At 71.2% G+C, this 23,683-nt stretch carries 21 protein-coding genes and 1 tRNA gene; 6 read left to right on the top strand and 16 right to left on the bottom strand.

Translation table 11 applies throughout. From position 1 onward, the window contains the following. Nucleotides 1-27: 27 nt before the first annotated feature. Both tmk and topA read right to left on the bottom strand, forming a co-directional pair. The gene (gene tmk, locus GE115_RS18885; protein ID WP_312855092.1) at nt 28-648 is read right to left on the bottom strand and encodes a dTMP kinase; all 621 of its coding nucleotides are present in this window, start codon (nt 646-648) and stop codon (nt 28-30) included. Continuing rightward, nucleotides 645-3,476 (bottom strand): type I DNA topoisomerase, encoded by a 2,832-nt coding sequence (gene topA / locus GE115_RS18880; RefSeq protein ID WP_312855091.1) that lies wholly within the window; start codon nt 3,474-3,476, stop codon nt 645-647. Before topA ends, tmk begins: the two co-directional genes overlap by 4 nt. Before the next feature lie 193 nt (nt 3,477-3,669). Here topA and GE115_RS11350 point away from each other — a divergent pair, with 193 nt between their 5' ends. Further along, on the top strand, nt 3,670-3,906 hold the full coding sequence (locus tag GE115_RS11350) for a hypothetical protein (RefSeq protein WP_153684916.1): 237 nt from the start codon (nt 3,670-3,672) through the stop codon (nt 3,904-3,906). On the opposite strand, the gene GE115_RS11345 is transcribed toward GE115_RS11350, so the two are convergent. From GE115_RS11345 to GE115_RS11325, 5 genes are all read right to left on the bottom strand, one after another. Continuing rightward, nucleotides 3,884-4,255, bottom strand: a complete 372-nt coding sequence (locus tag GE115_RS11345) for an Rv3654c family TadE-like protein (protein WP_153685057.1) — start codon at nt 4,253-4,255, stop codon at nt 3,884-3,886. The two genes, GE115_RS11350 and GE115_RS11345, sit on opposite strands and share 23 nt — an antisense overlap. After that, nucleotides 4,255-4,599 carry a TadE family protein gene (locus GE115_RS11340; RefSeq protein ID WP_153684915.1) on the bottom strand — a complete coding sequence of 115 codons (345 nt, stop codon included), beginning with the start codon at nt 4,597-4,599 and terminating at the stop codon, nt 4,255-4,257. The genes GE115_RS11345 and GE115_RS11340 overlap by 1 nt, the downstream gene beginning before the upstream one ends. Next, complete coding sequence (locus GE115_RS11335; protein WP_153684914.1) at nt 4,580-4,816, bottom strand: DUF4244 domain-containing protein; 237 nt, start codon at nt 4,814-4,816, stop codon at nt 4,580-4,582. The genes GE115_RS11340 and GE115_RS11335 overlap by 20 nt, the downstream gene beginning before the upstream one ends. A 61-nt stretch (nt 4,817-4,877) precedes the next feature. Further along, entirely contained in the window at nt 4,878-5,888 is a 1,011-nt protein-coding gene (locus GE115_RS11330; RefSeq protein ID WP_153684913.1) for a type II secretion system F family protein, read from the bottom strand. Beyond that, nucleotides 5,885-7,012, bottom strand: a complete 1,128-nt coding sequence (locus GE115_RS11325) for a TadA family conjugal transfer-associated ATPase (RefSeq protein ID WP_376765711.1) — start codon at nt 7,010-7,012, stop codon at nt 5,885-5,887. Before GE115_RS11325 ends, GE115_RS11330 begins: the two co-directional genes overlap by 4 nt. Nucleotides 7,013-7,487: 475 nt before the next feature. Between GE115_RS11325 and acs the strand changes: the two genes are divergently transcribed. Continuing rightward, nucleotides 7,488-9,443, top strand: a complete 1,956-nt coding sequence (gene acs, locus GE115_RS11320; RefSeq protein ID WP_153684912.1) for an acetate--CoA ligase — start codon at nt 7,488-7,490, stop codon at nt 9,441-9,443. Between the two features lie 72 nt (nt 9,444-9,515). Here acs and GE115_RS11315 read toward each other — a convergent pair whose 3' ends face one another. After that, complete coding sequence (locus GE115_RS11315) at nt 9,516-9,986, bottom strand: RidA family protein (protein ID WP_153684911.1); 471 nt, start codon at nt 9,984-9,986, stop codon at nt 9,516-9,518. Next, nucleotides 9,986-10,219, bottom strand: coding sequence for a Sp36 family protein (sp36, locus tag GE115_RS11310; protein ID WP_153684910.1), 234 nt, complete (start codon nt 10,217-10,219; stop codon nt 9,986-9,988). Before sp36 ends, GE115_RS11315 begins: the two co-directional genes overlap by 1 nt. A 160-nt stretch (nt 10,220-10,379) precedes the next feature. Between sp36 and GE115_RS11305 the strand changes: the two genes are divergently transcribed. The 3 genes from GE115_RS11305 (at nt 10,380) to GE115_RS11295 (ending at nt 14,182) form a co-directional block, all read left to right on the top strand. After that, a complete protein-coding gene (locus GE115_RS11305) occupies nt 10,380-12,986 on the top strand; it encodes a transglycosylase domain-containing protein (protein WP_172979862.1) in 2,607 nt (868 codons plus the stop codon). Further along, nucleotides 12,983-13,957, top strand: coding sequence for a metallophosphoesterase (locus tag GE115_RS11300; RefSeq protein ID WP_153684908.1), 975 nt, complete (start codon nt 12,983-12,985; stop codon nt 13,955-13,957). Before GE115_RS11305 ends, GE115_RS11300 begins: the two co-directional genes overlap by 4 nt. A 148-nt stretch (nt 13,958-14,105) precedes the next feature. Continuing rightward, nucleotides 14,106-14,182 (top strand) — tRNA-Pro (locus tag GE115_RS11295). A gap of 75 nt (nt 14,183-14,257) precedes the next feature. Here the strand turns inward: GE115_RS11295 and GE115_RS11290 are convergent. The 3 genes from GE115_RS11290 to GE115_RS11280 all read right to left on the bottom strand — a co-directional run bounded on the left by GE115_RS11290 (nt 14,258) and on the right by GE115_RS11280 (nt 18,118). Then, on the bottom strand, nt 14,258-15,559 hold the full coding sequence (locus GE115_RS11290; RefSeq protein WP_153684907.1) for a UDP-glucose dehydrogenase family protein: 1,302 nt from the start codon (nt 15,557-15,559) through the stop codon (nt 14,258-14,260). 96 nt (nt 15,560-15,655) lie between these two features. Continuing rightward, nucleotides 15,656-17,284, bottom strand: a complete 1,629-nt coding sequence (locus GE115_RS11285; protein WP_153684906.1) for a DUF4012 domain-containing protein — start codon at nt 17,282-17,284, stop codon at nt 15,656-15,658. A gap of 159 nt (nt 17,285-17,443) precedes the next feature. Then, on the bottom strand, nt 17,444-18,118 hold the full coding sequence (locus GE115_RS11280) for a cell wall protein (protein ID WP_312855090.1): 675 nt from the start codon (nt 18,116-18,118) through the stop codon (nt 17,444-17,446). A gap of 159 nt (nt 18,119-18,277) precedes the next feature. On the opposite strand from GE115_RS11280, the gene GE115_RS11275 reads away from it, so the two are divergent. Then, nucleotides 18,278-18,715 (top strand): VanZ family protein, encoded by a 438-nt coding sequence (locus GE115_RS11275; protein WP_153684905.1) that lies wholly within the window; start codon nt 18,278-18,280, stop codon nt 18,713-18,715. Here the strand turns inward: GE115_RS11275 and GE115_RS11270 are convergent. From GE115_RS11270 to GE115_RS19245, 4 genes are all read right to left on the bottom strand, one after another. Continuing rightward, entirely contained in the window at nt 18,660-19,832 is a 1,173-nt protein-coding gene (locus GE115_RS11270; RefSeq protein WP_153684904.1) for a heparan-alpha-glucosaminide N-acetyltransferase domain-containing protein, read from the bottom strand. The genes GE115_RS11275 and GE115_RS11270 overlap by 56 nt on opposite strands. A gap of 41 nt (nt 19,833-19,873) precedes the next feature. Next, entirely contained in the window at nt 19,874-20,725 is an 852-nt protein-coding gene (locus tag GE115_RS11265; protein WP_153684903.1) for a universal stress protein, read from the bottom strand. Between the two features lie 180 nt (nt 20,726-20,905). Then, a complete protein-coding gene (locus GE115_RS11260) occupies nt 20,906-21,412 on the bottom strand; it encodes a hypothetical protein (protein ID WP_153684902.1) in 507 nt (168 codons plus the stop codon). Nucleotides 21,413-21,493: 81 nt separating this feature from the next. Further along, a complete protein-coding gene (locus tag GE115_RS19245; protein WP_153684901.1) occupies nt 21,494-23,392 on the bottom strand; it encodes a DUF4012 domain-containing protein in 1,899 nt (632 codons plus the stop codon). Nucleotides 23,393-23,683 lie beyond the last annotated feature (291 nt).

Here is a 23,683-nt window from a genome sequence, read left to right as displayed (position 1 = left end):
CCGGCGCCGCCGACCCCACCGGATGCCTCACAGCAGGCCGCGCACCCGCTCGCGGATCGACGCGGCGATCTCCTCGACGGGGCGCGTGGCATCGACGACGAGGAAGCGCTCGGGCTCGGCCGCCGCCAGGTCGAGGAACGCCCGGCGCACGCGATCGTGGAACTCGGATGCCTCGGCCTCGAGCCGGTCGTAGCGCGTGCGCGCGACGTCGAGCCGCGCCCGGGCGGCGTGCGGGTCGAGGTCGAGCAGCACCGTGAGGTCGGGCAGCAGGCCGCCCGTCGCCCACTCCGACAGCGAGCGGACCTCGGCCGGATCGAGGACGCGGCCTGCACCCTGGTAGGCGACCGACGAGTCGAGGTAGCGGTCCTGCACGACGACCTCGCCGCGCGCGAGCGCCGGCCTCACGAGGGTGGCCACGTGGTGCGCGCGATCGGCCGCGTAGAGCAGCGCCTCGGCGCGGGGGTCGATGTCGCCGCGGTGGTGCAGCACCAGCTCGCGGATCTCGACCCCCACCTCGGTGCCGCCCGGCTCGCGTGTGCGCACGACGGTGCGACCCTCGGCGGTCAGCCACTGCTCCAGCAGCGCCGCCTGCGTCGACTTGCCGGAGCCGTCGCCGCCCTCGAGGGTGATGAAGCGGCCGCGGCTCACGCCTGGCTCTTCTTCGGCGGTGCCTTCCGGGTGGTCGTCTTCGCGGCCGTCGTCTTCGCGGCCGTCGTCTTCGCGGCGGGCTTCTTGGCGGCGGGCTTCTTCGCGGCGGGCTTCTTGGCACGCGGTGCCGCCGGCCCCTTGTCGCGCTTGATCTGCAGCAGCTCGACGGCCCGCTCGAACGAGAGGTCCTCGACGCTCTCGCCGCGCGGGATCGTCGCGTTGGTCACGCCGTCGGTGACGTACGGCCCGAACCGGCCGTCCTTCACCTTCACGGGCTTGCCGCTCACGGGGTCGGCGTCGAACTCCTTGAGGGCGCTCGACGCGCGACGTGCGCCGTACTTGGGCTGCGCATAGAGCTCGAGCGCCCCGGCGAGGTCGATCTCGAAGATCGCGTCCTCGCTCGGCAGCGTTCGCGTGTCGGTGCCCTTCTTCAGGTAGGGACCGTAGCGGCCGTTCTGCGCGGTGATCTCGTCGCCCGACTCGGGGTCGAGGCCGACGACCCGCGGCAGGTCGAGGAGCTTGAGCGCCGTCGGAAGGTCCACCTCCTCGATCTGCATCGACTTGAACAGCGACGCCGTGCGCGGCTTCGGCGCGGCGGCCTTCTTCGCGCCGCGCTTCGGCTTTGCGGACTCGGTCACCTCGCCGGTCGCCGGGTCGACGGATGCCTCCGCCCCCTCGGGCTCGGGCTCGAGTTCGGTGACGTAAGGACCGAACCGGCCGTCCTTCACGACGACCTGCTTGCCGTTCTCGGGGTTGAGGCCCAGCACGCGATCGCTCTGCACTGGCGCGTCGATGAGCTCGCGCGCCTTCTCGGCGGTCAGCTCGTCGGGCGCGAGGCCCTCGGGTAGGTTGACCCGGCGGGGCGGAGCGTCGGCCGCGGCATCCGGATCGGGGGTCTCGAGATAGGGACCGTACTTGCCGATGCGCAGCGTGATGTCGGGCGCGATCCGCACCGAGTTGATCTCGCGGGCGTCGATCTCGCCGAGGTTGTCGACGATCTGGCGCAACCCCCGGTGCTTGTCGCCGCCGAAGTAGAAGCCGCTCAGCCAGTCGACCCGGTCGGCCTCGCCCGACGCGATGCGGTCGAGGTCGTCCTCCATCTCGGCGGTGAAGTCGTACTCGACGAGGTCGCCGAAATGCTCCTCGAGCAGCCGCACGACCGAGAACGCGGTCCAGCTCGGAACCAGCGCCTGGCCGCGCTGGGTCACGTAGCCGCGGTCGAGGATGGTGGAGATGATCGAGGCGAAGGTCGAGGGGCGCCCGATGCCGAGCTCTTCGAGCCGCTTGACGAGGCTCGCCTCGGTGTAGCGCGGCGGCGGCGAGGTCTCGTGGCCCTTGGCGTCGAGCTCGTCGAGTGCGACGGTCTGGCCCTCCTCGAGCGGCGGCAGCTTCGCCTCGCCGGGCGAGTCCTCGGCGTTGCGCTCCTCGTCGCGGCCCTCCTCGTACGCGGCCAGGAAGCCGCGGAACGTGATGACAGTGCCGCTCGCGGTGAACTCGGCGATCGTGTCGGCGACCGGGGCCGTCGCACCATCGGGGGTCGCGGCGTCGGCGGCAGTCGGGCCGACGGCGATCGTGACGGTCGCGGTGTGCCCCTTCGCGTCGGCCATCTGCGACGCGACGGTGCGCTTCCAGATCAGGTCGTAGAGCTTGAACTCGCTTCCGCGCAACTGCCCCTCGACCTCGGACGGCGTGCGGAACACCTCGCCCGACGGGCGGATGGCCTCATGCGCCTCCTGCGCGTTCTTCGACTTGCCCGCGTAGACGCGCGGCTTGTCGGGCACGGAGTCGGCGCCGTAGAGCTTGGTCGCCTGCGTGCGCGCAGCCTGGATCGCCTGCTGCGACAGCGACGACGAGTCGGTGCGCATATAGGTGATGTAGCCGTTCTCGTAGAGCGACTGCGCGACCCTCATGGTGTCGCGCGCCGAGAGCCGGAGCTTGCGCGCGGCCTCCTGCTGCAGCGTCGAGGTCGTGAACGGCGCTGCCGGGCGACGCGAGTACGGCTTGGACTCCACCTTCGAGACGCGCCGCGCCACCGTGTCGTCGCGCAGCGCCGACGCGAGCGCCGAGGCGGTCGCCTCGTCGAGCACGACGGCCTTGCCGGTCAGCTTTCCGGAGTCGTCGAAGTCGCGACCGGTGGCGACGCGGGAGCCGGCGAGGCGCACCAATCGCGCCTCGAACGACGAGCCCGCGCCCGAGAACCGCGCGATGAGGTCCCAATAGGATGCCGCGACGAACGCGAGCCGCTCGCGCTCGCGGTCGACCACGAGCCGGGTCGCTGCCGACTGCACGCGGCCCGCCGAGAGGCCGGGCCCCACCTTGCGCCAGAGCACGGGCGAGACCTCGTAGCCGTAGAGGCGGTCGAGGATGCGACGGGTCTCCTGTGCGTCGACGAGCGACGTGTCGAGGTCGCGAGTCTGGTCCTTCGCCGCGAGGATCGCGTCCTTCGTGATCTCGTGGAACACCATTCGGCGCACCGGGACCTTCGGCTTCAGCTCCTGCAGCAGGTGCCACGCGATGGCCTCGCCCTCGCGGTCCTCATCGGTGGCGAGCAGGAGTTCGTCCGCGTCCTTCAGAGCCCGCTTGAGCTCGGCGACCGTCTTCTTCTTGGAGTCCGAGACGACGTAGTACGGCTCGAAGCCGTTGTCGACGTCGACGGAGAACTTGCCGAGGGAGCCCTTCTTGAGCTCGGCGGGGAGGTTCTTCGGCTCGATCAGGTCGCGGATGTGGCCGACCGATGACAGCACCTGGTATCCGTCGCCCAGGTATTGGGCGATGGACTTCATCTTGGTCGGCGACTCGACGATGACCAATTTCTTCGCGCCTGACACAGACTCCTCTGATTCCATTCGAAAGCGAGAACGCACTGATTGCCGCGCCCCCGAGCGGTGTGCCGTTGATCGGCGAAGACCCGCCGTTCAGGCACACCATACACATTGCAGCCGGGAGTGCACCTCTCGACGGCCCGTGACGACCCGCCGGACAACCCCTTGCGGCGCCCCGCCCGCGGAGGACAATGGCGACATGGACACGTCAACCGCGGGTTCGTACACCGCCAAGCTGATCGACGGCCCCCTCGAGGGCAAGACCGTCGCGACCGCCTTCGCCGACTCCGGCGACCCGAGAGCCCGGCTCGAACTCCCGGGCGATTCCGGCAAGCGATACGTCTACTCGCGAGGCGGTGGCCTCGAGTTCTCGGCAGAGGACGATTCCCGGCCCACGGCCGTCGAGTACCGGTTCATCGAGACCCTCTTCGACTGAGCTCGGGCGGCGGCCCGGCACGCGCTCGCGCCGACACCTCGAGCCCCAGCACGCCGACGGCCACGGAGACGGATGCCACGCCGCCCTCGGCCTCCTCGCACGATGCGAGTCGCGCTCCGTTGCGCCGGGCGACCTGGTCGGCGAGCGCGCACGGCTCGCCCGCGACGGCGCCCGAGATCGCATCGGCGGCCGCGAGGGCCGCGGCGTCGGCCGCGTTCGCGGCGCGCTGCGAGTGCACGTGGACGGCGAGGACCGGCACCAGCCCGACCGTGAGCGCGACCACGCCGCCCACGATCGCGAGGGCGAGCACCGAACCGGCCCCGCGTTCGTCGTCGAGTCCTGCGCGCATCATCCGCCGCCGGCGACGGCGCACGAATCGGCCCGCAGCACGATGGCGTCGAGCAGGCCGCCCGCCCTCGCCGTCAGCGTCGCGCACACGAGCGGCGGCTCCTCCGACGTGCCGAGGTCGACGGGTCCGCCGGCGACCCGCTCGGCGATCGCGCGCGCGTCGCCGGCCCCGTCGCCGCGACCCAGCGACCGGGCGGCGTCGGCCGCGGCATCCGTGAGCCGGACCTGACGACCGATCACCTGGACCGCGCCGAGGCACAGCGCGAGCACGAGCACGACGGCGGGCAGCGCGACCGCGAGCTCCGCGGTCGCGCCACCGCGCTCGTCACCCCACCGTGAGGGCATTCCGCACGAGGTCGGTGAGGATGGTGCGCACCTCGTCGCCGCGCAGGATGATGACGAGCATTCCGGCGAAGCCGACTGCCGCCATCGTCGCCACGGCGTATTCGGCGGTCGCCGCGCCGCGCTCGCCCGCGAGTCGTCGCAGCGCGCGCCTGGCCGCGGATCGCGCGCGCTGGCCGCGTCGACTCGCGGTGCGGGTGGATTCGATGAGGTCGGACATGGTGATTCCTTTCGTCGGAGGCCGAGGGTCGGCCGGATGGCGGCACGAGCGGGGTCGGCGATCACGCGGCACCGCCGAGGGTGCCGGTGACGACCGAGATCATGAGGGGCGCGACGCCCAGCAGCACGAAGGCGGGCAGGATGCACGCGCCCAGCGGCAGCATGAGGCGCACGCCGAGGGATGCCGCGCGCATGGCGCCGTCGGTCCGAGCCGTGCGGCGGCGGCGGTACGCCTCGGCGCGGAGGAGGTCGGCCACCGGCGCACCGGCTTCGGTCGCGAGCCGGATGGTCGAGGCGATGTCGGCGGACGCCCGGGGCGCGGCCGGGAGGTGGGCGCGCATCGCACGCCCGGTGGCGGCACGAGCGGCCTCGAGCGAGGCGCCGCTCGACATCGCGATGGCGAGGAGGTCGAGTTCGAGTCCTGGCGCCGAGCCGGGCGGTGCCGCGCGGGCAGCGAGCGCCCGATTCCATCGCGCTCCTGCCCACAGCAGCGCCGAACCCCCGGCGAGCAGCGCCCAGCCGATCGGGCCCCCGACGAGCACGCGCATCGTGTCGAAGCCGAGAACGATGCCGAAGGCGACGGCGATGCCCGGCAGTGCGGTGACCAGCCGGGCGCTCGCACGCGGTCCCGCGAGCACGGCCCGCACCTCGCGGCGCAGCTGCGCGTCGTCGCGGAGCGCACCCGCGAGGTCGCGCAGGGCGCCGGCCATCGGGGCCCCGGTGTCGCTGGCGACGGCCCACGCGGCAGCGACCGACGACCACGCGGCCGCTCCGATCCCCTGATCGCCGATCGCCCGCGAGATCGCCGGTGCCACCGGGTCGCCGTCGCCGGCGGCCGTCGCCGCGGCTTCGAGTACGACGTCGGAGGGATCATCCGCCCCGAGGTGTCGCCAAGCGGCAGGAGCGGGAACGCCGGCGGTCATGAGCACCGCCAGCCGCTCCGCCGCGGCCGCGACCCGGTCGACGGCCGATGCGTCGTCTTCGCGGCGCAGCGTACGGCGAAGCTCGCGGAGCCGTTCGACGCCGCCCCCGACGCCGCGCCGGACCGTGCGATGCCTGCGCGGCCCGCTCACCTCGCCTCCACCGCGAGCCGCCCGTCGTCGCCGAGCCGGAACCGCCCGACGCCGCCGAGCCGGCGAGCGCCCGACCGTCGCTCGAGGTGCACGACCAGGTCGAAGGCGCTGACCGCCTGCCGCGCGACCGCATCGGGCGACATGCCCGCGAGCGAGCCGAGCGCCTCGAGCCGGGCGGGCACATCGGACACGGAATTGGCGTGCAGCGTGCCCGCACCGCCGTCGTGGCCGGTGTTCAAGGCGGCGAGCAGCTCGCGCAACTCGGCGCCCCGGCACTCCCCAACGATGAGGCGGTCGGGTCGCATGCGCAACGCCTCGCGGAGCAGGGCGTCGAGGCCGATCCGCCCGGACCCCTCGAGGTTCGCCTGCCGCGCCTCGAGCACCACCGCGTGCGGATGGCAGATCTGTAACTCGGCGACATCCTCGATCACCACGAGGCGCTCACGCGCGGGCGCCTCGGAGAGGAGGGCGGCGAGCAGCGTGGTCTTGCCCGTGCCGCCGGCGCCGGTGACGAGGAGGTTCTTGCGCGCGGCGACCGCGTCGCGCAGCATCCGCTCCTCGTCGGGCGCGAGCATGCCGGCCCGCGCGAGCGCGGCGAGCGAGAAGCCGCCGGGTCGCGGAACGCGGACCGAGAGCAGCGTGCCGACGGCGGACACCGGCGGGAGCACGGCATGGACGCGGATGCCCGCCCCCACGCGCACGTCGACCGCGGGCGTCGCCTCGTCGATGTGCCGGCCGCCCTTCGCGATCAGTTTGACGGCGAGCGCCCGTACCTCGGCCTCGCTCGCCGACCACGCCGGCTCGTGCTCGGGACCGGCGCCGCGATCGATCCAGAGCCCGCGCTCCCCGTTGACGAAGAGGTCGGTGACCGGCCCGTCGGCCGCGAACGCGGCGAGCGGCCCGAGCATCTCGAGGCCGTCGGCCTCGCCGCCGGCGCCGGCGACGACCGGAAGCATCGCGGCGGCTGCGGCGACGGATCGAGCCGGCTCGACGACGGGCCCGACCACGCCGACGGCCGGCCGAACCGCAGGGGCGACCGCCGTGGCATCCACCCGACCGGGTCGGGAAGCGTGCGGATCACCGGGCTGTTCCCAGGACGGCGTGGCGACGAACGGAATCGACATGCCCGCGAGCGTAGGATCGGCATCGAGGTCGCCGACACGCGACCGCCGCCTCGAACGGAAAGAGCCTCCCCCACGCCATTGTGGAGGAGGACTCGTTTCATTCGGCCGGCCTGTGCGCGAGCGCGATACCGGCATTAAATGAAGGGGGCGGCACCCATTGGGGGGAACAGGTGCCGCCTCGGCAGCGCGGGGATTGGGGGGAATCACATCGCGCTGCAGGCCTCGAAACGATGTCCGGGCGGTAATCAGTGTACGGGTTCCGAATGCATGCGCAAGTACTTTTTGTCCTCATTTGTGCGGACACACAGTTTTCTCGGCGAAAAGGCACAGAATCACTGATCGAGAGCGCTCTCCCGCGCGGCCTCGCACCCGCCGATTCACGCCCGAATCGGCGCTGCGGCGATCCGGCGCTACAGTGCTAGCGGGGCAGGCGAACCCACCGATCAATGATTCGCGAAGGAGCGACCGGAGAACCATGACCGTTCAGATCGACCACGCCCTCGAGGAGATCCGGCGATTCCGCCCGAGCCCCGAGTTCGCCGCCCAGGCCGTCGCCGACGCCGGGCTCTACGAAGCCGCGGCCGCCGACCGACTCGGCTTCTGGGCCGACCAGGCCCGCTCGCTCCTCACCTGGCAGAAGCCCTTCACGCAGACCCTCGACTGGTCGAACCCGCCGTTCGCCCGCTGGTTCGCCGACGGCGAGCTCAACGTCGCCGTCAACTGCCTCGACCGGCACGTCGACGCCGGCAACGGCGACCGCGTCGCGATCCACTGGGAGGGCGAGCCCGGAGACAGCCGTTCCATCACCTACGCCGAACTGACCCAAGAGGTCAAGCGCGCCGCGAACACGCTGACCGAGCTCGGCATCGGTCGCGGCGACCGGGTGGCCATCTACCTGCCGATGATCCCCGAAGCCGTCGTGGCGATGCTCGCGGTCGCGCGCATCGGCGCCATCCACTCGGTCGTGTTCGGCGGCTTCAGCGCCGACAGCCTGGCCTCCCGCATCGACGACGCCGAGGCATCCCTCGTCATCACCGCCGACGGCGGCTGGCGCAAGGGCAAGGTCTTCCCGTTGAAGCCCGTCGTCGACGAGGCGCTCGCGAAGGCCGAGGGCGGCAGCGTGCGCAACGTGCTCGTCGTCCGGCGCGGTGAGAACGACGTCGAGTGGACGGAGGGCCGCGACCTCTGGTGGCACGACACCGTCGCGAAGGCCTCGCCCGAGCACGAGGCTCAGGCGTTCGACGCCGAGAACCCGCTGTTCATCCTCTACACGTCGGGAACGACGGGCAAGCCGAAGGGCATCCTGCACACCTCGGGCGGATACCTCACGCAGACCGCGTTCACGCACCGCAACGTGTTCGACCTCCACCCCGAGACCGACGTCTACTGGTGCACGGCCGACGTCGGATGGATCACCGGTCACTCCTACGTCGTCTACGGACCGCTCGCCAACGGCGCCACGCAGGTGCTGTACGAGGGCACGCCCGACACGCCGCACCCCGGCCGCTGGTGGGAGATCGTCGAGAAGTACCAGGTCTCCATCCTCTACACCGCCCCGACGGCGATCCGCTCCTTCATGAAGCTCGGCCGGCAGATCCCGCACGACTTCAACCTGCGGAGCCTGCGCCTGCTCGGCTCGGTCGGCGAGCCGATCAACCCCGAGGCCTGGATCTGGTACCGCCACGTCATCGGCGGCGGCTCGATCCCCGTGGTCGACACCTGGTGGCAGACCGAGACCGGCGCGATCATGATCTCCGCCCTGCCCGGCGTCACCGACCTCAAGCCCGGCAGCGCGCAGGTGCCCATCCCCGGCATCACCGTCGACATCCTCAGCGACGACGGCGAGAAGGTCGAGGGCGAAGGCGGCGGCCTGCTGGTCATCACGGACCCGTGGCCGTCGATGCTCCGCGGCATCTGGGGCGACCCCGAGCGCTTCAAGGAGACCTACTGGGAGAAGTTCGGCGACAAGTACTTCGCCGGCGACGGAGCCCGTCGCGACGAGGACGGCGATATCTGGCTCCTCGGCCGCGTCGACGACGTCATGAACGTCTCGGGCCACCGACTCTCGACGGCCGAGATCGAGTCCTCGCTCGTCGCGCACCCCTGGACCGCCGAGGCCGCCGTCGTCGGGGCATCCGATGAGACGACCGGTCAAGCGGTCGTCGCGTTCGTCATCCTGAAGGCCAGCCAGGCCGAGCGGGTGACGGATGTCGCCGAGGCCGCCGACGAACTCCGCCGCCACGTCGCGTCGCAGATCGGCGCCATCGCGCGGCCGCGCCAGGTGTTCATCGTGAACGAGCTGCCGAAGACTCGCTCGGGCAAGATCATGCGGCGTCTGCTGCGCGATCTCGCCGAGGGGCGCCAGGTCGGCGACACGACCACGCTTGCCGACACGTCGGTGATGACCGCGATCACCGAGCAGGTGCGATAGCAGCACGCGTTCAGAGACACGGATGCCGCGGCGGGAAGCCTCCCGCCGCGGCATCCGTTTTCGCTACCGGGGCTACGCGAACTCGACCACCAGCTCCAGCTCGACGGGCGAGTCGAGCGGCAGCACCGCGACGCCGACGGCGGAGCGGGCGTGGCGCCCGGCGTCGCCGAAGATCTCGCCGAGCAGCTCCGACGCACCGTTGATGACGCCCGGCTGGCCGGTGAACGCGGCATCGGATGCCACGAATCCGACGAGCTTCACGATGCGGGTGACCCGGTCGAGCGACCCGATCTCGGCCCTGACCGCGGCGAGTGCATTGAGCACGGCCGTGCGGGCGTAGGCCTTCGCGTCGTCGGCGGGCACGAGCCCGTGCCCGTCGCCGACCTTGCCGGTGGCGGGCAGCGCGCCCGCGACGAAGGGCAACTGGCCCGACGTGTAGACGAGCGAGCCGGTCGCGACCGTCGGCACGTACGCGGCGACGGGCGGCGCGACGTCGGGCAGTTCGATGCCCAGCTCGGCGAGGCGCGCCTCGAAGCCCGCCATCAGGCGTGCCCCTCGCCCTCGAACTGCTTCGACGCCTGGGCCGCGGCGGCAGCGCCTGCGGCGGCGGCCGTCGACGACTCATCGCCGACCGGCCGCTTGAGGTAGGCCACGAGCCCGCCCTCGGGGCCCTGCACGATCTGCACGAGCTCCCAGCCCTCGGACCCCCAGTTGTTCAGGATCGCTGCGGTGTTGTGGATCAGCAGCGGGGTGGTGATGTACTCCCAGGCGGGCATGGGCGGCTCCTCGTCTCAGCGTGCGGCACGGGATCGGGGCATCCGACCGGATCCCCGCGGAGTCGGCGTGTCGGCGCCGGTTTCCGGCACACAGCCCGCATAGCGGGTTTCCCCAGCCTTCTCCGTTAAGCTCCACTATATGTCTGCCCAAAATCGATCGATGAGTGGCGCCGCCACGGGCCTGCTCGCCTTCCTCGGCTTGAGCGCGCTGACCGGTGTCCTCGTCACCGCGACCGTGACCCCGGCGATCGCGGTGACCGGCATGGCCGCGAGCAGCGGCATCAACATGTTCGAGAACATCCCGGACTACCTCGACATCAACGAGCTCTCCGAGAAGACTGACATCTACGCCACCCAGCCCGACGGATCCCAGGCGCTCCTGGCGTCGTTCTTCAGCGAGAACCGTGAAGAGGTGCCGCTCGACCGCATCAGCCAGTTCGTGAAGGACGCGGCGGTGGCGGGCGAAGACCCGCGCTTCTTCGAGCACGGCGGCATCGACGTCCAGGGCACGACGCGTGCGGTGCTGAACGAGTTCGTGCTCGGCGGCGACACGCAGGGCGGCTCGTCGATCACGCAGCAGTACGTGAAGAACGTGATCATCAACAACGGCGTCCGCGAGGCGAAGACCGAAGAGGAGAAGGAAGCCGCCTACGAGGCCGCGACCGCCTCCGACGGCAACGCCGGCATCACCCGCAAGCTCCAGGAGATGCGGTACGCGATCGCCCTCGAGAAGAAGTACGACAAGAACGAGATCCTCAAGGGCTACCTCAACATCGCCCACTTCGGCGGCCGCGTCTACGGCATCGAGTCCGCGGCGCAGTACTACTTCGCGAAGTCGGCGGCGGATGTCTCGCTCGCCGAGGCCGCGAGCCTCGTGGCGATCGTGAACCACCCCGAGAAGTTCCGCCTCGACTATCCCGACGATCCCGAGAACGGCGTCGCCTCCGTCGACGAGGCGGGTGTGCCCACTCCCTACGCCGCGAACAAGCAGCGTCGCGACTACATCCTCGGCGAGATGCTGAAGTACGGCAAGATCACCCAGCCCGACCACGATGCCGCGGTCGCGACTCCGGTCACACCGATGATCCAGGAGCCGAGCACCGGGTGCCAGACAGCCGCGGGTAGCGCCTACTTCTGCGACTACGTCAAGAACGTGATCCTCAACCACTACGACGACCCCGCGACGACCGATGTCAACGAGGGCCGGGTGATGCTCGAGGAGGGCGGCCTGCAGGTCCACACGACGCTCGACCTCGAGCTGCAGAACAAGGCCGAGACCGCCGTGCGAGAGAACGTCCCGTACACCGACCCCCGTTTCGACGTCGGTTCGGTCGCGGTCACGGTTCAGCCGAACACTGGCAAGATCCTCGCGATGACCCAGAACAAGAACTACTCGCAAGACGAGACGGTGCTCGCAGCCGACCCGTCGTACTCCGCGATCAACCTCAGCACCGACTATGCGTACGGCGGATCGAGCGGCCTGCAGCCGGGCTCGACCTTCAAGGTGTTCACCCTCGCGGAATGGTTGAACCAGGGCCATTCGCTTCGCGAGACCTTCAACGGCGCTCGTCGCGCGTTCACGTCGTTCACCGACAGTTGCGAAGGCAACTGGAGCGGCAACTTCAACCCGCGCAACGATGACTCCACGAACGCGAACAACGCCGTGGACGCGACCAAGTACTCGGTGAACTCGTCGTTCATGGCGATGGCCCAGCAGCTCGACCTCTGCAAGATCAAGAACACCGCCGCGGCGTTCGGCGTGCACCGGGCCGATGGCGCGCCGCTCGGCGAGGGCGTCAACGCCGAGGGCGACCGCATCGCCTTCGGTCCGAGTGCGGTGCTCGGCACCGAAGAGGTCGCGCCGGTGACCATGGCGGCTGCGTTCGCGGGCATCGCGAACGACGGGCTCACGTGCACGCCGATCGCGATCGAGTCGATCACGAAGCAGGATGGCACACCGGTCGAGCCGCCGAAGTCGACGTGCACGCAGTCCGTGACCCCCGAAGTCGCGAGGGCTATGCAGTACGCGATGCAGCAGACCTTCAGCGGCACGGCCTCAGCGTCGAACACCGGCACGGGCATCGCCCACATCGGCAAGACCGGTACCACCGACGATGCGTTCGACACGTGGATGAGCGGTTCGAGCAAGACGGCCGCGACCGCGGTCTGGGTGGGTAACATCACGGGCGGCGACGACCGCCAGAACCTACGCAACGTGAGCTTCGACAGCGGCGCGGCCGCCACCGCGCGACACCGAATCTGGTCGTCGATCATGGAGCTGGCCGACAACAAGTACGGCGGCGACGACTTCACCGAGCCCGACCAGTCGGCGTTCAAGCAGGTGCTGGTCGACATCCCGCAGGTCGCCGGGCTCGCATTCGACGCCGCCAAGCAGGCCCTCGAGGCTGCCGGGTTCGTGGTCGAAGACGGCGGACAGCAGGACTCGAACCTGCCGGCTGGGCAGGTCTCCGGGACCGACCCGTCGGGCCAGGCCGGGCGCGGCACGACCATCCGCGTGTTCACGAGCAACGGCCAGGGCACCACGGTTCCCGACCTCACGGGCATGACGCAGCAGCAGGCGAAGGCCGCGCTCGACCAAGCGGGCCTGCGCATGCAGGGCGGCGGTGGTGGCGGCGGCCAGAACGCGACCGTCACGAGCCAGAACCCCGCACCGAACACCGCCATCAAGCGCGGCGAGACGGTGACCGTGCAGTTCGGCGTCCCGAGCACCGGCGGGCCGACGCTGCCCGGCGGCGGCGACGATTGAGCCGGCGCCGCTCTCCCGTCGCGCAGATCGCGCTCGCGATCGGCGCGGCGGGAGTCGCCGCGTTCGCGTGGGGCTCGCTCGTCGAACGCACGCGCTGGACGCTCCGACGTGTCGAGATTCCAGCTCTCCCGGCCGGCGCTGAGCCGATCCGGGTGCTGCACCTCTCCGACCTGCACATGGCGCCGTGGCAGACCGGCAAGCAGGAGTGGGTGCGCTCGCTGGCCGACCTGCAGCCCGACCTCATCGTCGACACGGGTGACAACCTCGGCCACGAGCGCGGACTCGAGGGCATCCGTCGCGCCTTCGAGCGGTTCTCGGGCATCCCGGGCGTCTTCGTCAACGGGTCGAACGACTACTTCGGCCCGGTGCTGAAGAACCCGTTCCTGTACTTCGGCGGCCCCTCGGGCAACGTCCCCCGCTCGAAGGTGCTCGACATCGACGCGCTGCACGCCTACTTCGGCGAGCTCGGCTGGACCGACCTCGACAACGCCGCCGCGGCGCTCGAGATCAACGGAACCCGGCTCGAGTTCTTCGGCGTCGACGACCCGCACAAGGGCTACGACCGGCTCGACCTGATCACCGGCGCGATCGACGACCTGCGGGCCGACGACCCGCTCGCCGACGAGACGTGGCCCGACGAGGCATCCGTCGCCGAGAAACGACCCACCGTGACCATCGGCGTGACGCACGCGCCGTACCGGCGCGTGCTCGACTCGTTCGTGAACCACGGCGCGCAGGTGATGCTCGCCGGGCACACGCACGGCGGCCAGGTCTGCGTGCCGGGCTACGGCGCGCTCGTCACCAACTGCGACATCCCGCGCAAGCAGGCCAAGGGCCTGAGCATCTGGCGGCACGGACTGCGCAGCGCGTTCCTGAACGTCTCGGCGGGGCTCGGCACGTCGATCTTCGCGCCGGTTCGCTTCGCCTGCCCGCCCGAGGCGACGCTCATCACGCTCACGCCGGCCGACTGACGACGCTCGGCCGGCGAACCTGCCGAGCGTGCCGCGATGCCAGGTCCCCACCGACACTCGCACCCCTGCCTCGCGACCTCCGGAGGACTCGTCGCGTGGTCTGGCCCGGCCCGAATATGGGCTATCCTTGTGGAGGCCCTCGGGCCACCGGGGTGTGGCGCAGCTTGGTAGCGCGCTTCGTTCGGGACGAAGAGGTCGCAGGTTCAAATCCTGTCACCCCGACCACGTGAACGGCCCCTCCTTCGGGAGGGGCCGTTCGTCGTTCAGGGCGGAGGCGCCGCTGTCGGCGCGCTCGCGGGGTCAGGGCCGCCCGAGCCCGTGGTACTCCCAGCCGGCCGCGCGCCAGGCGACGGGATCGAGCACGTTGCGTCCGTCGATGATCCGCGGCGCGGCGACCTGTACGGCGACGGCCGCCGGATCCAGCGCGCGGTACTGCCTCCATTCGGTGACGAGCACGACAAGGTCGGCACCGGCGAGGGCCTCGTCGAGCGAGGTCGTGTACGTCAGTTGCGGATGCCTTCCCCGGGCGTTCTCGACGCCCGCAGGGTCGGTGGCGATCACGTCGGCGCCGAGCCCCTTGAGGTGCACCGCGACGTCGAGCGCCGGTGAATCGCGCACGTCGTCGGACTCGGGCTTGAACGTGACCCCGAGCACCGCGATGCGCTTGCGGAACACCGACCCGCCGAGCGTCGCGACCGCGAGGTCGACGACCCGCTGCCGCTGCCTGAGGTTGATCTCGTCGACCTCCTTGAGGAATGCGACCGAGGCGCCGACGCCGAGTTCGTCGGCACGTGCGGCGAACGCTCGGATGTCCTTCGGAAGGCATCCGCCGCCGAAGCCGACGCCGGCGTTGAGGAACCGGCGCCCGATGCGGGCGTCGTGGCCGAGCGCGTCGGCGAGCGCGGTGACGTCGGCGCCCGTGGCATCCGCGATCTCGCTCATCGCATTGATGAAGCTGATCTTGGTCGCGAGGAACGCGTTCGCCGCGACCTTGACGAGCTCGGCGGTCGCGAAGTCGGTGACGATGCGCGGCGTGCCGGCGTCGATGGCGCGCCGGTAGACGTCGTCGAGCGTGGATGCCGCGTCGGCGCTCTCGACGCCGTAGACGAACCGGTCGGGTTCGAGCGTGTCCTTGACGGCGTAGCCCTCACGGAGGAACTCGGGGTTCCACGCGAGGCGCGCATGCGCTGCGGCCTCGGCCAGACGCCCGGCGAGGCGCGCTGCGGTGCCGACGGGCACCGTGCTCTTGCCGACGATGAGCGCGTCGTCGGCGAGGTGCGGCAACAGGGCTTCGAACGCGGCATCGACGAACCTGAGGTCGGCGGTCGGGCGGCCAGCCTGCTGGGGCGTGCCAACGGCGAGGAAGTGCACCTCGGCGTCCGCGGCATCTGCGATGTCGGTGCTGAAGCGCAGGCGGCCGCTCGCGACGCCGCTCGCGAGGATCTCGGGCAGGCCGGGCTCGAAGAACGGCGGCTGCGCCTGGCCGAGCTGCGCGATCTTGCGTTCGTCGACGTCGATGCCGACGACCTCGTGGCCGAGCTCGGCCATCGCCGAGGCGTGGACGGCGCCGAGGTAACCGCACCCGATGACGGAGATGCGCATGTGGGATCCCTTCAGGGGTCGTTTGCGATGCGGGCCTCCATTCTGTCAGCCGGCGCTTCGTCGATGGAGTCGCCCTCGCCGGCGCGCTCCCGCCCCTCAGCGATCGCCGAGGACGAGTCCCGGCGTGACCTGCACCGACGGCGCTGCCGCACCGTCCGTCGGAATGAACCGGAATCGGAGGGTCGCACGCTCACCGGGGGCCAGGTCGATCCCGACGTTCTGCACGAGTCGGCCGTCGTCGAGCGCGACCGCTTGGTGCCCGGTCGGCCGGTCATCCCGCACGACGCCTCCATCGAGCGTGCCCGGCGGCGAGTACACCGACACGTTCCCCGCGATCACGCCCGGGGCGATGCCGAACCGTCCCTCGTTCGTCACGCGCGACGGCAGGGCGTCGACGTCGCCCACCGTGAGCCGGTTCTGCAGCGAGACGACCACCTCGACCCGGGGAGCCGAGCCATCGTCGGCAATGCTCACGGCCTCGACGGAAACGTCCAGGTACGGTCCGAGCTTTCCGCCGGATCGATCGTTGAGGTAGACCGCGTATCCGGCGTCGCCGAGCGCGCGCTGGCGGGCGTCCGGGCCGCCCAGTGTCGTGTCGGCGAAGATCGCCTGCTCGTCGGCGTGCCTGCTCCACACCGAGATCCGGCCTTCTTCGGCGGCGTCCGTGAGCGCGGTCAACAGGTCGGGCACCGACACATCGTCTCCGGTGAGCGCATCGAACATCGTCGACGCGACGCTCTGGAAGTAGGCGTTCTGCTCGTCATCCGTCGAGAATCGCCGGTATGCGTCGACCATCAGTCGCTCGGCGACCGTGCTCGCGCTCAGCTCTTCGCCGTCGGCGTGCGCTATCGGGCCTGTGGCACGCAGCACGGCGGCGAGGACCATGGGATCGATGGCGACGACGGCGTCGATCCGCTCACCCCGGTGCTGCCGCCACATCTCTGCAGCGAGCCGCCCGCTCAATTCGAAATCGGGTGTCGCGGTGGCGTTCTGGATGAATCGTCCGAGCTGCGGCCCGTACAGCGTCGTGTCGGCCGCGGGAAGTGGGAGGACGGGTTCCGCCGCCGGTCGCACGTCCGTGGCCGTCACCGGCTCGAAGGTCAGGCGTCCATCGTCGACGTGCAGCACTCCCGCCGCTCCCACGATGCCGCCCCCGGTACGCAATTCCGCGTTGTTCTGGAAGAGCGCCAGGATCGTGCGAGGGCCATCGGCACCGAGCATCGGCGGCAGCAGGCGACTCGCTTGTTCGAGCGTGTCGAGCATCGGGGATGCCTCGTGGAGGACCGAACGCAGTTCGCCGGTCGCTTCGGCGAGCGGCCCGACGAGCCCCTCGTCGTCGATCGAGTCGACGCTTCTCCTCGCATCGCGCACCGCAGCCGCGGCGTGCGTCGCGACGCCCTCCAGTTCGCTGAGGGACGACAGGTCGACGGCGCCGTCGCGGACGCCGAACTCGAGCAGGCGGTCACCGGCCGCGCTGAGCGGCACGACCGCTTCGGAGGCGACCTCGGCGACCGCCTCGGCCAGCGTGTGCGCGGCCGCGAGGTCGTCCCCGAGCCACGGGAGCGCGGACACGCCGCCCCAGACCGGGTCGCCGGTCAGCCGCTCGGCTTCGCGGGCCGACTCGGCCAGCGCGCCGGCGGCCGCGGAAGCGGCCGGCAGGTCGCGTGAGGAGATCGCCGAGGCGAGATCCGCGGCCGCCGACTTGGCGTCCTGCAACTCGTTCACCGCGAGAGACCCGTGAACCCCGACCCAGGCGCCCGCGGCGAGCATCGCACCGAGCGCGATTCCGATCGACCATCCGACCCCGCGACGCCACCTTCGGCGGAGCGGCCTCGCTGCTCCGTCATGGGGCGGTCTCGCGTCCCCATCGCGGGGCGGCACCGGCTATCTCCGGACGGCGTGCCGGACCGCGAGGAGCGCGCCGCCCGCGATGGCGAGGAACAGCGCACCCCACCCGAACGCGATGGTCAGTTCCGACACACCGGTCGCGCTGAGCGCCGCCGCCGACGAGCCGGCCGGCTCGGAGCCGCCAGGGGCAGGCGGCTCCTCACCGGGGGGCGAGGTGGCGCAGTCGGGGCTCGACGGCGGGTACGACAGCGCGACCGGCAGCGTGGGGTTCACCGAGATGACGGCGCTCGTGACGTTCCGGGTCCAGGCGAAGTTGCCGTCGGTCTCGACCCAGGAGCCGTTCACGAACGCCCAACCGGGCCAACCGCTCGGGGCACCGGAGCCGTCGACCGAGGCCCCCGGCCAGAGCACCCGGCCGGTCAGCTGGCCCCCGACCAGGGTTCCGAGCACGAGGGTCGTGCTGTTGGATCCGCTCGACAAGATCAGGGTCGCCGTGTCGCCCGTCGACTGCGCGTCGGGGTCGGTAAGGCGGATCGAGTAGTTGATGTACGGCACGTCGCCGTCGCACTCGGGCGTGACCAGCGAACCGGCGAGCGTCGGGTCCGCGGGCGGCGAAGGGGGCGGGTAGTCGTATTCCTCGACGGCCGAGGCCGCGGTCGGCGCCAGCACGATGGCCGCGACGGCGAGCGCGGTGCAGAGAGTCCGGAGCACGATGGCCTCCGATGTTTCGGGTTCTCGGGTAATGGGTTGGCTGGAGTCTACGAGCACGCCGCGCGCGCTTCACCCCCCGCTTCGGGGTACACCTGCGCGCTCGACGGAAGCGCCAGCGAGGGTGCACGCGCCGGCCGAGCGCACGGCTAACCTGTTCGGATGACCGCCGCCCGGTTGCTCCTCGTTCCCTACCTCGTCGTGCTCGGCCTCTTCGTGTTCACCCCGGGCGACGACGCGCAGCCGGTGGGCAGCGCCCTGGTCATCGCCGCCGAACTCGTCGCCGCGCTCGGCGTGCCGTTCGACGCGGCGTACACGGTCATCGAGTTCGGCGCGAACATCGCGCTGTTCGTGCCGCTCGGCCTCCTGCTCGTCCTCGCGGTGCGCGGCATGCCGGTGTGGGGTGCGGCGCTGATCGGCGCACTGACGACGTGCGTGATCGAGGTCGTGCAGCTCGCGATCCCCGGCCGGTTCTCGACGCTCTCCGACGTGATCGCCAACACGCTCGGCACTGTGCTCGGCGCGGCGATCGCGTGGGCGGCGCTCAGGCGGCGGAGCCGCGCCGGGGCCATCCGGCCCGACCGCTCGCGAACCGCATGAACTCCTCGAGGGGCCCGCGGCCGACCCATCGGCGCCAGCACCACGCGAAGACCATCGACCCGACGACGAGCGCGATGGCCAGCGGCCACGAGTCGTCGGTGCGGAATCCGTTCTCGACGCGGATGGACGCGGCCAGCACGACCAGGTGCACCGTGTAGATCGTGAGCGGCATCGCTCCCATCGCCGCGATCGGCGACAGCACGGCGGATGCCACCCGCCGGACCGGCTCGACGCCCATCACCCCGCGTGCCGTCAGCACCACGGCGGCCACCACCACGAGCACCCCGACGCCCACGTTGCCGACGACCTGCAGCGACTCCCCGACGGCGAAGGCGCGAACCGAGTCGCCGGCCGCCGCACCCTCGGCCACGAGCGACGACCCCACCCGCAGCAGCGCCACTCCGGCTGGCAGGCACGCGACGGTCGCCACGGCGCCCCCGGCGGCCATCCACGCGAGTACCCGGCGACGCGTGATGCCGAATCGGGCGAGCGCGATGCCGATGAGCATGACGGGCACCCATTCGATCACGGGGTAGGCGCCGGCGATGAACCAGTCGACGGGCAGCCCCCAGCCGGCGACCCGGGCCTCCGCGACCCAGGGCATGCGGCTGAGCGCCAGCGCGACGCCGGGCGCCACGGCGACACCGGCGATGCCGACCACGAGGGCGATCCACCGCGGCAGGAACAGCAGCGGGATCAGCACCAGGAACGCGACACCGTAGACGTCGAGGATGACGAACACGAGCGGTTTCAGCGTCGCGATGATGAGCAGCCCGAGGGCGATCAGGATGACGGCGCGGATCGCGACCTGCAGGCGCAGGCGGGCGCGGTCGCGTCCGCCGGCGAAGCCGGGTGCGGCGGGAACGGGCCGGATGCCTCCGCTGATGAGCCCGAGGGCGATGCCCGCGGTGAGGGCGAACAGCAGGCGCGGTCGCTCGTCGGCGATGGCGAGCAGGTCGGCGGCGGTGCCGGGTGCCGCGGCAGGTGCGACGTGGGCGATGAACATCCCGATGAGCGCGAGCCCGCGGGCGATGTCGACGCCGTCGATGCGGCCGGCGGCGTCAGCGAGGGCGACGCCGTCGGAGCGCGCGCGACCGCGGCGCGAGGCATCCGCCATCGAGTCGGATGCCTCGGCGCCGGTCCCGTCGGCCCGCCCGGTCAGCGCACCACGACCGTCGGGCCCTCGAGGTGCGCGAGCACCCCGTGACTGACCGAGCCGAGGAGGAACCTCGCGAGCGCGCCGCGCCCGTGGCTGCCGACGACGAGCAGCGACGCGGCGGCGGACTCGTCGACGAGTGCGGTGACGGGGTCGCCGGCAACGACTCGGCGGTCGATCTCGAGGTCGGGTTGCTCGGCCACGATCGGCGCGAGCGCGTCGTCGAGCACCTCGGCCGCGGCACTGCTGAGTTCGTCGGTGCCGACCATCGCGACGCCGTAGCCGTACTCGCCGCCGACCATCACGGCGATGTCCCAGGCGTGCACCGCGATGAGCGGCTCGCCGAGGCTCCGGGCCTCGACGACGGCGAAGTCGAGGGCGCGGCGACCCTGCTCGGAGCCGTCGACGCCGACGACGACGCCGCGACGCGCGCTGGTGTCGATGTCGGGGATCACGGCGACGGGCGCGTGGCTCGCGGCCGCGATGCGCAGGCTGTGCACGCCCCGCCGGCTGGGGCGCTTGCCGCCGTGCCAGTCGCTGCCGACGACGAGCAGGTCGGCCTGCCGCGAGAGCCGTTCGAACACCTCGACGGCCTGCCCCTGCTCGAGGTCGGCGGTGATCGAGATGGCAGGTGCCGCCCGCTCGGCGGTCTCGCGCGCGGTCGCGAGGCTGTCGCCCGCGGCGGTGTGCGCGGCGAGCAGCAGTTCGGCGTCGCCGGTCGCCTCGATCGCGCTGTCGACGACGTGGACGAGCCGCAATGGAAGCGACCGCGCCGCGGCCCGCTCGGCCGCCCAGCGCACGGTGCGTTCGCAGGCGTCTCCCCCGGTGCTCACTCCGACGACGATTTCCGACATGACGCCCCTCCCCGCGGTGGTACGCCCATCATCACGCGAATCGGCGGCGGTTTCCAGCGTTCGTCGGCGCGCCGACGCCGGCGGCTCGGCGATACGGATGCCGCGGCGTGGAGCGCCCCGAGCGCGCTGACGCCCCGGGCCGCGAGGCCCGGGGCGTCAGTGATCGCCTGGGAGTCGGGTTCAGGATTCGGCGCGGGAGCGACGCACGGTGGTCAGCACGACCACGAGTGCGGCGCCGAGGATGAGCGCACCACCGCCGATCCAGAGCCAGAGCACGGGCACGTCGTACCCGGTCGCAGAGAGCCCACTGCCGGCAGCGGCGGCCTTATCGGCCGGGACGACGGTGAGCGTACCCGTCGCCACGTACTGCCCGGCGGTCGCGGTGACGGTGTACGTGCCGGGCGTGTTCGACGACACCTGGTACGACACGGTGCCCGTGGCATCCGTGGGCTTGGAAGCGGTGGCCGCCTTGATCACCGCGATGGTGACGGCGTCGTCGACGGTCGCCGTCGACGGCGTGCTGGGCGCGAGCCCGCTGAAGGTCATCGTGCCGGTCTCGCCGACGGTGAGTGTCAAGTTCGTGCCCTGACCGGTGTACCCGGCCGGTTCGGCGGCATTCGCCGCAGCCGGAACGGTCAACAGCGCCGCAGCCGCGATGGCCGCAGTCGCAAGGATTTTCCGAATCATGAGTGCCTATACCCCTCGTAAGTGCGTCATGGTTCCCGAAGGAACTTTCGGCGTCGCCCTACCCCCAGGACAACACGCGACCTACCATACGGCAGATTCACAGGAAAGCGCGACCCCCAATATTTCCGGCGCATCAACAAGTGGCGTCGATTCGATGACGGGCTGCTTCTGGACCGGCTCGCCGCCGAGGAACCCGAATCGGTAGGTCGCGCTCTCGCCAGGCGCGAGCTGCGAGACCACCTTGCTGAGGGTGTAGCCGGTGTCGGACGTCGGGTGATAGCCGACGGGTTGGTCGTTCAGCAGCACGCCGAGGTTGTAGCTGCCGAGTTCGCCGTAGACGTGCACCGAGGTGGTGATGCTGCCGGGCGGCGTGCCGTAGTCGCCGCCGCCCGTGACGTACGACGAGAGGCTGGTCGCGGCATCCGCCGGCGCGGTGTTCGTGAGCGTGACGTGCACCTCGTAGAGCGGCAGACGGTCGTTGCGGCAGGTGACGGCGTCGGCTCCGAACTGCACGTCGAGGTACGGGTCCATCTTGGAGCCGGTCATGTCGTTGAAGTAGAGACCGAAGGCCTGTTCGGTCTCGCTGCCTGCGGGCAGTTCGCCGGCGAGCGTCGTGCCGCTGAGCACGGCCTGTTCCTCGACGTCGGCGTTCCAGACGAGGATGCGCCGCTCGGAGCCCGCCTTCGCGAGCGCCTCGACGAGGGCGCGCGGGTCGGCGCCGCCTGCCGTGAGGGCACCGAAGGCCTTGGCCGCGGCATCCGCGAAGATGGCGTCCTGCTGGGCGACCGGGTACCTGGCGTACACGTCGACGAGCAGGAACTGCACGGCGTTGTCGGCGGAGATCACATCGTCCGTGTCGAGCGTCACCGGCCCGGTCGCGGCGAGCAGGTAACTCAGCATCACCGGGTCGACCGCGACGACCGACTGCACCTCGGTGCCGAACCGCTGCTTCCACATCTCGCGCGCGATGGTCGCGGCGAGCGGGAACTGCGGGGTGAAGTTCACGTCCTGGATGTACCGCGCCGTGTTGTCGCCCCAGAGCGCTCGCGTCTCGATCGGCAGCGCGACGACCGGGTCGCGGAACCTGCCGATGTCGCCCGAATCGGCCTGCTGCGTCATGCTGAGCGCTCCGCCCTCGGCGTGCACGAGCGCGAGTGCGCTCGAGACGCCGCCGAGCGAGCGCAGCTCGGCGTTGTTCTGGAAGAGCAGCAGGATGTCGCGCGGCCCCTCTGCGCCCAGCATCGACGGCAGGAGCGTGACGGCCCGGTCGGCCGCGTCGACGGTGTCGCGTGCCTCGGTGACGAGCGCGAGGTATTCGTCGCGGGCGTCTGCGAGGGGCGCGATGACCTCGGCGTCGGCCACGCCCGGGCGCTCGACCATCGCGGTCGCCGCGTCGAAAGCCCCGGCCGCGCGACCCATCGGCTCCTGCAGGTCGATCATGGGCTGCAGGTCGATGCGCCCGCCGGCCGGCGCGAACGCGGCGACATCCACGCCGCCGGCCGCTTCCGCGAGCGGCAGCACCGCTCCTTGCGCGACGCGATCGACGGATGCCGCGAGCGAACGCAGCACCTCGAGGTTCGGTCCGAGCAGCGGAAGGCGTTCGTACAGCCACCAGATCGGGTCACCGGTCAGCGAGACAGCGGATGCCGCGTGCCCCGCGAACTCGTCGGCGGTGGCCTTCGCCTGCTCGGCGTCGCCGGCGAGGATCGTGTCTTGCGCTCGGCTCGCGAGCGGCACCGCTGCTTGGAGTTCGTTCGTCGCGAGCACCGCGCGGATGCCGACCCACGCGGCCGAGAGGACGAGGGCGGCGGCGACGCCGACGATCGTCCAGGTGATGATGCGTTTGCGGCGCTGGCGGCGGCGGGTCTTGCTCGAGCGGTGGTGGTGGTGGGAGCGGGTGCGCGATTCACCGTGCCGGTCGGATGCCCCATCCCCATGGTTCCGACTCGACGATTCCGAACCCCCAGAAATCGGCGTCACGATGGGTAGCGTAGCCCGCGACCGTCCCCCGGTTCATCGACACTCTGTGCAAGCCGTGCTGCGATGGTCACCATCGCTCCGCGAGCACCACGCGAGGGCAGCCTGGGCACGCGAGTGAGTCAGCGCCCGCCTACCGAAGTCCTCGGCGATACGACGGCACGTGATTCCTCGATCTCAGGCACTATCTCTGCACTGCGGAGACATGCCCGGTCTCACTGGTCACCTCCTCGTACCCGTGACGACGACACATCGGCATGACACGGCAGCACACTCGCCGCGCCTATTCAGGGC

This window comes from Agromyces agglutinans, from assembly GCF_009647605.1.
GTDB classification, from domain to species: domain Bacteria; phylum Actinomycetota; class Actinomycetes; order Actinomycetales; family Microbacteriaceae; genus Agromyces; species Agromyces agglutinans.
Note: the sequence above shows the minus strand (reverse complement) of the source record. Positions and strands in the feature narration are given on the sequence as shown.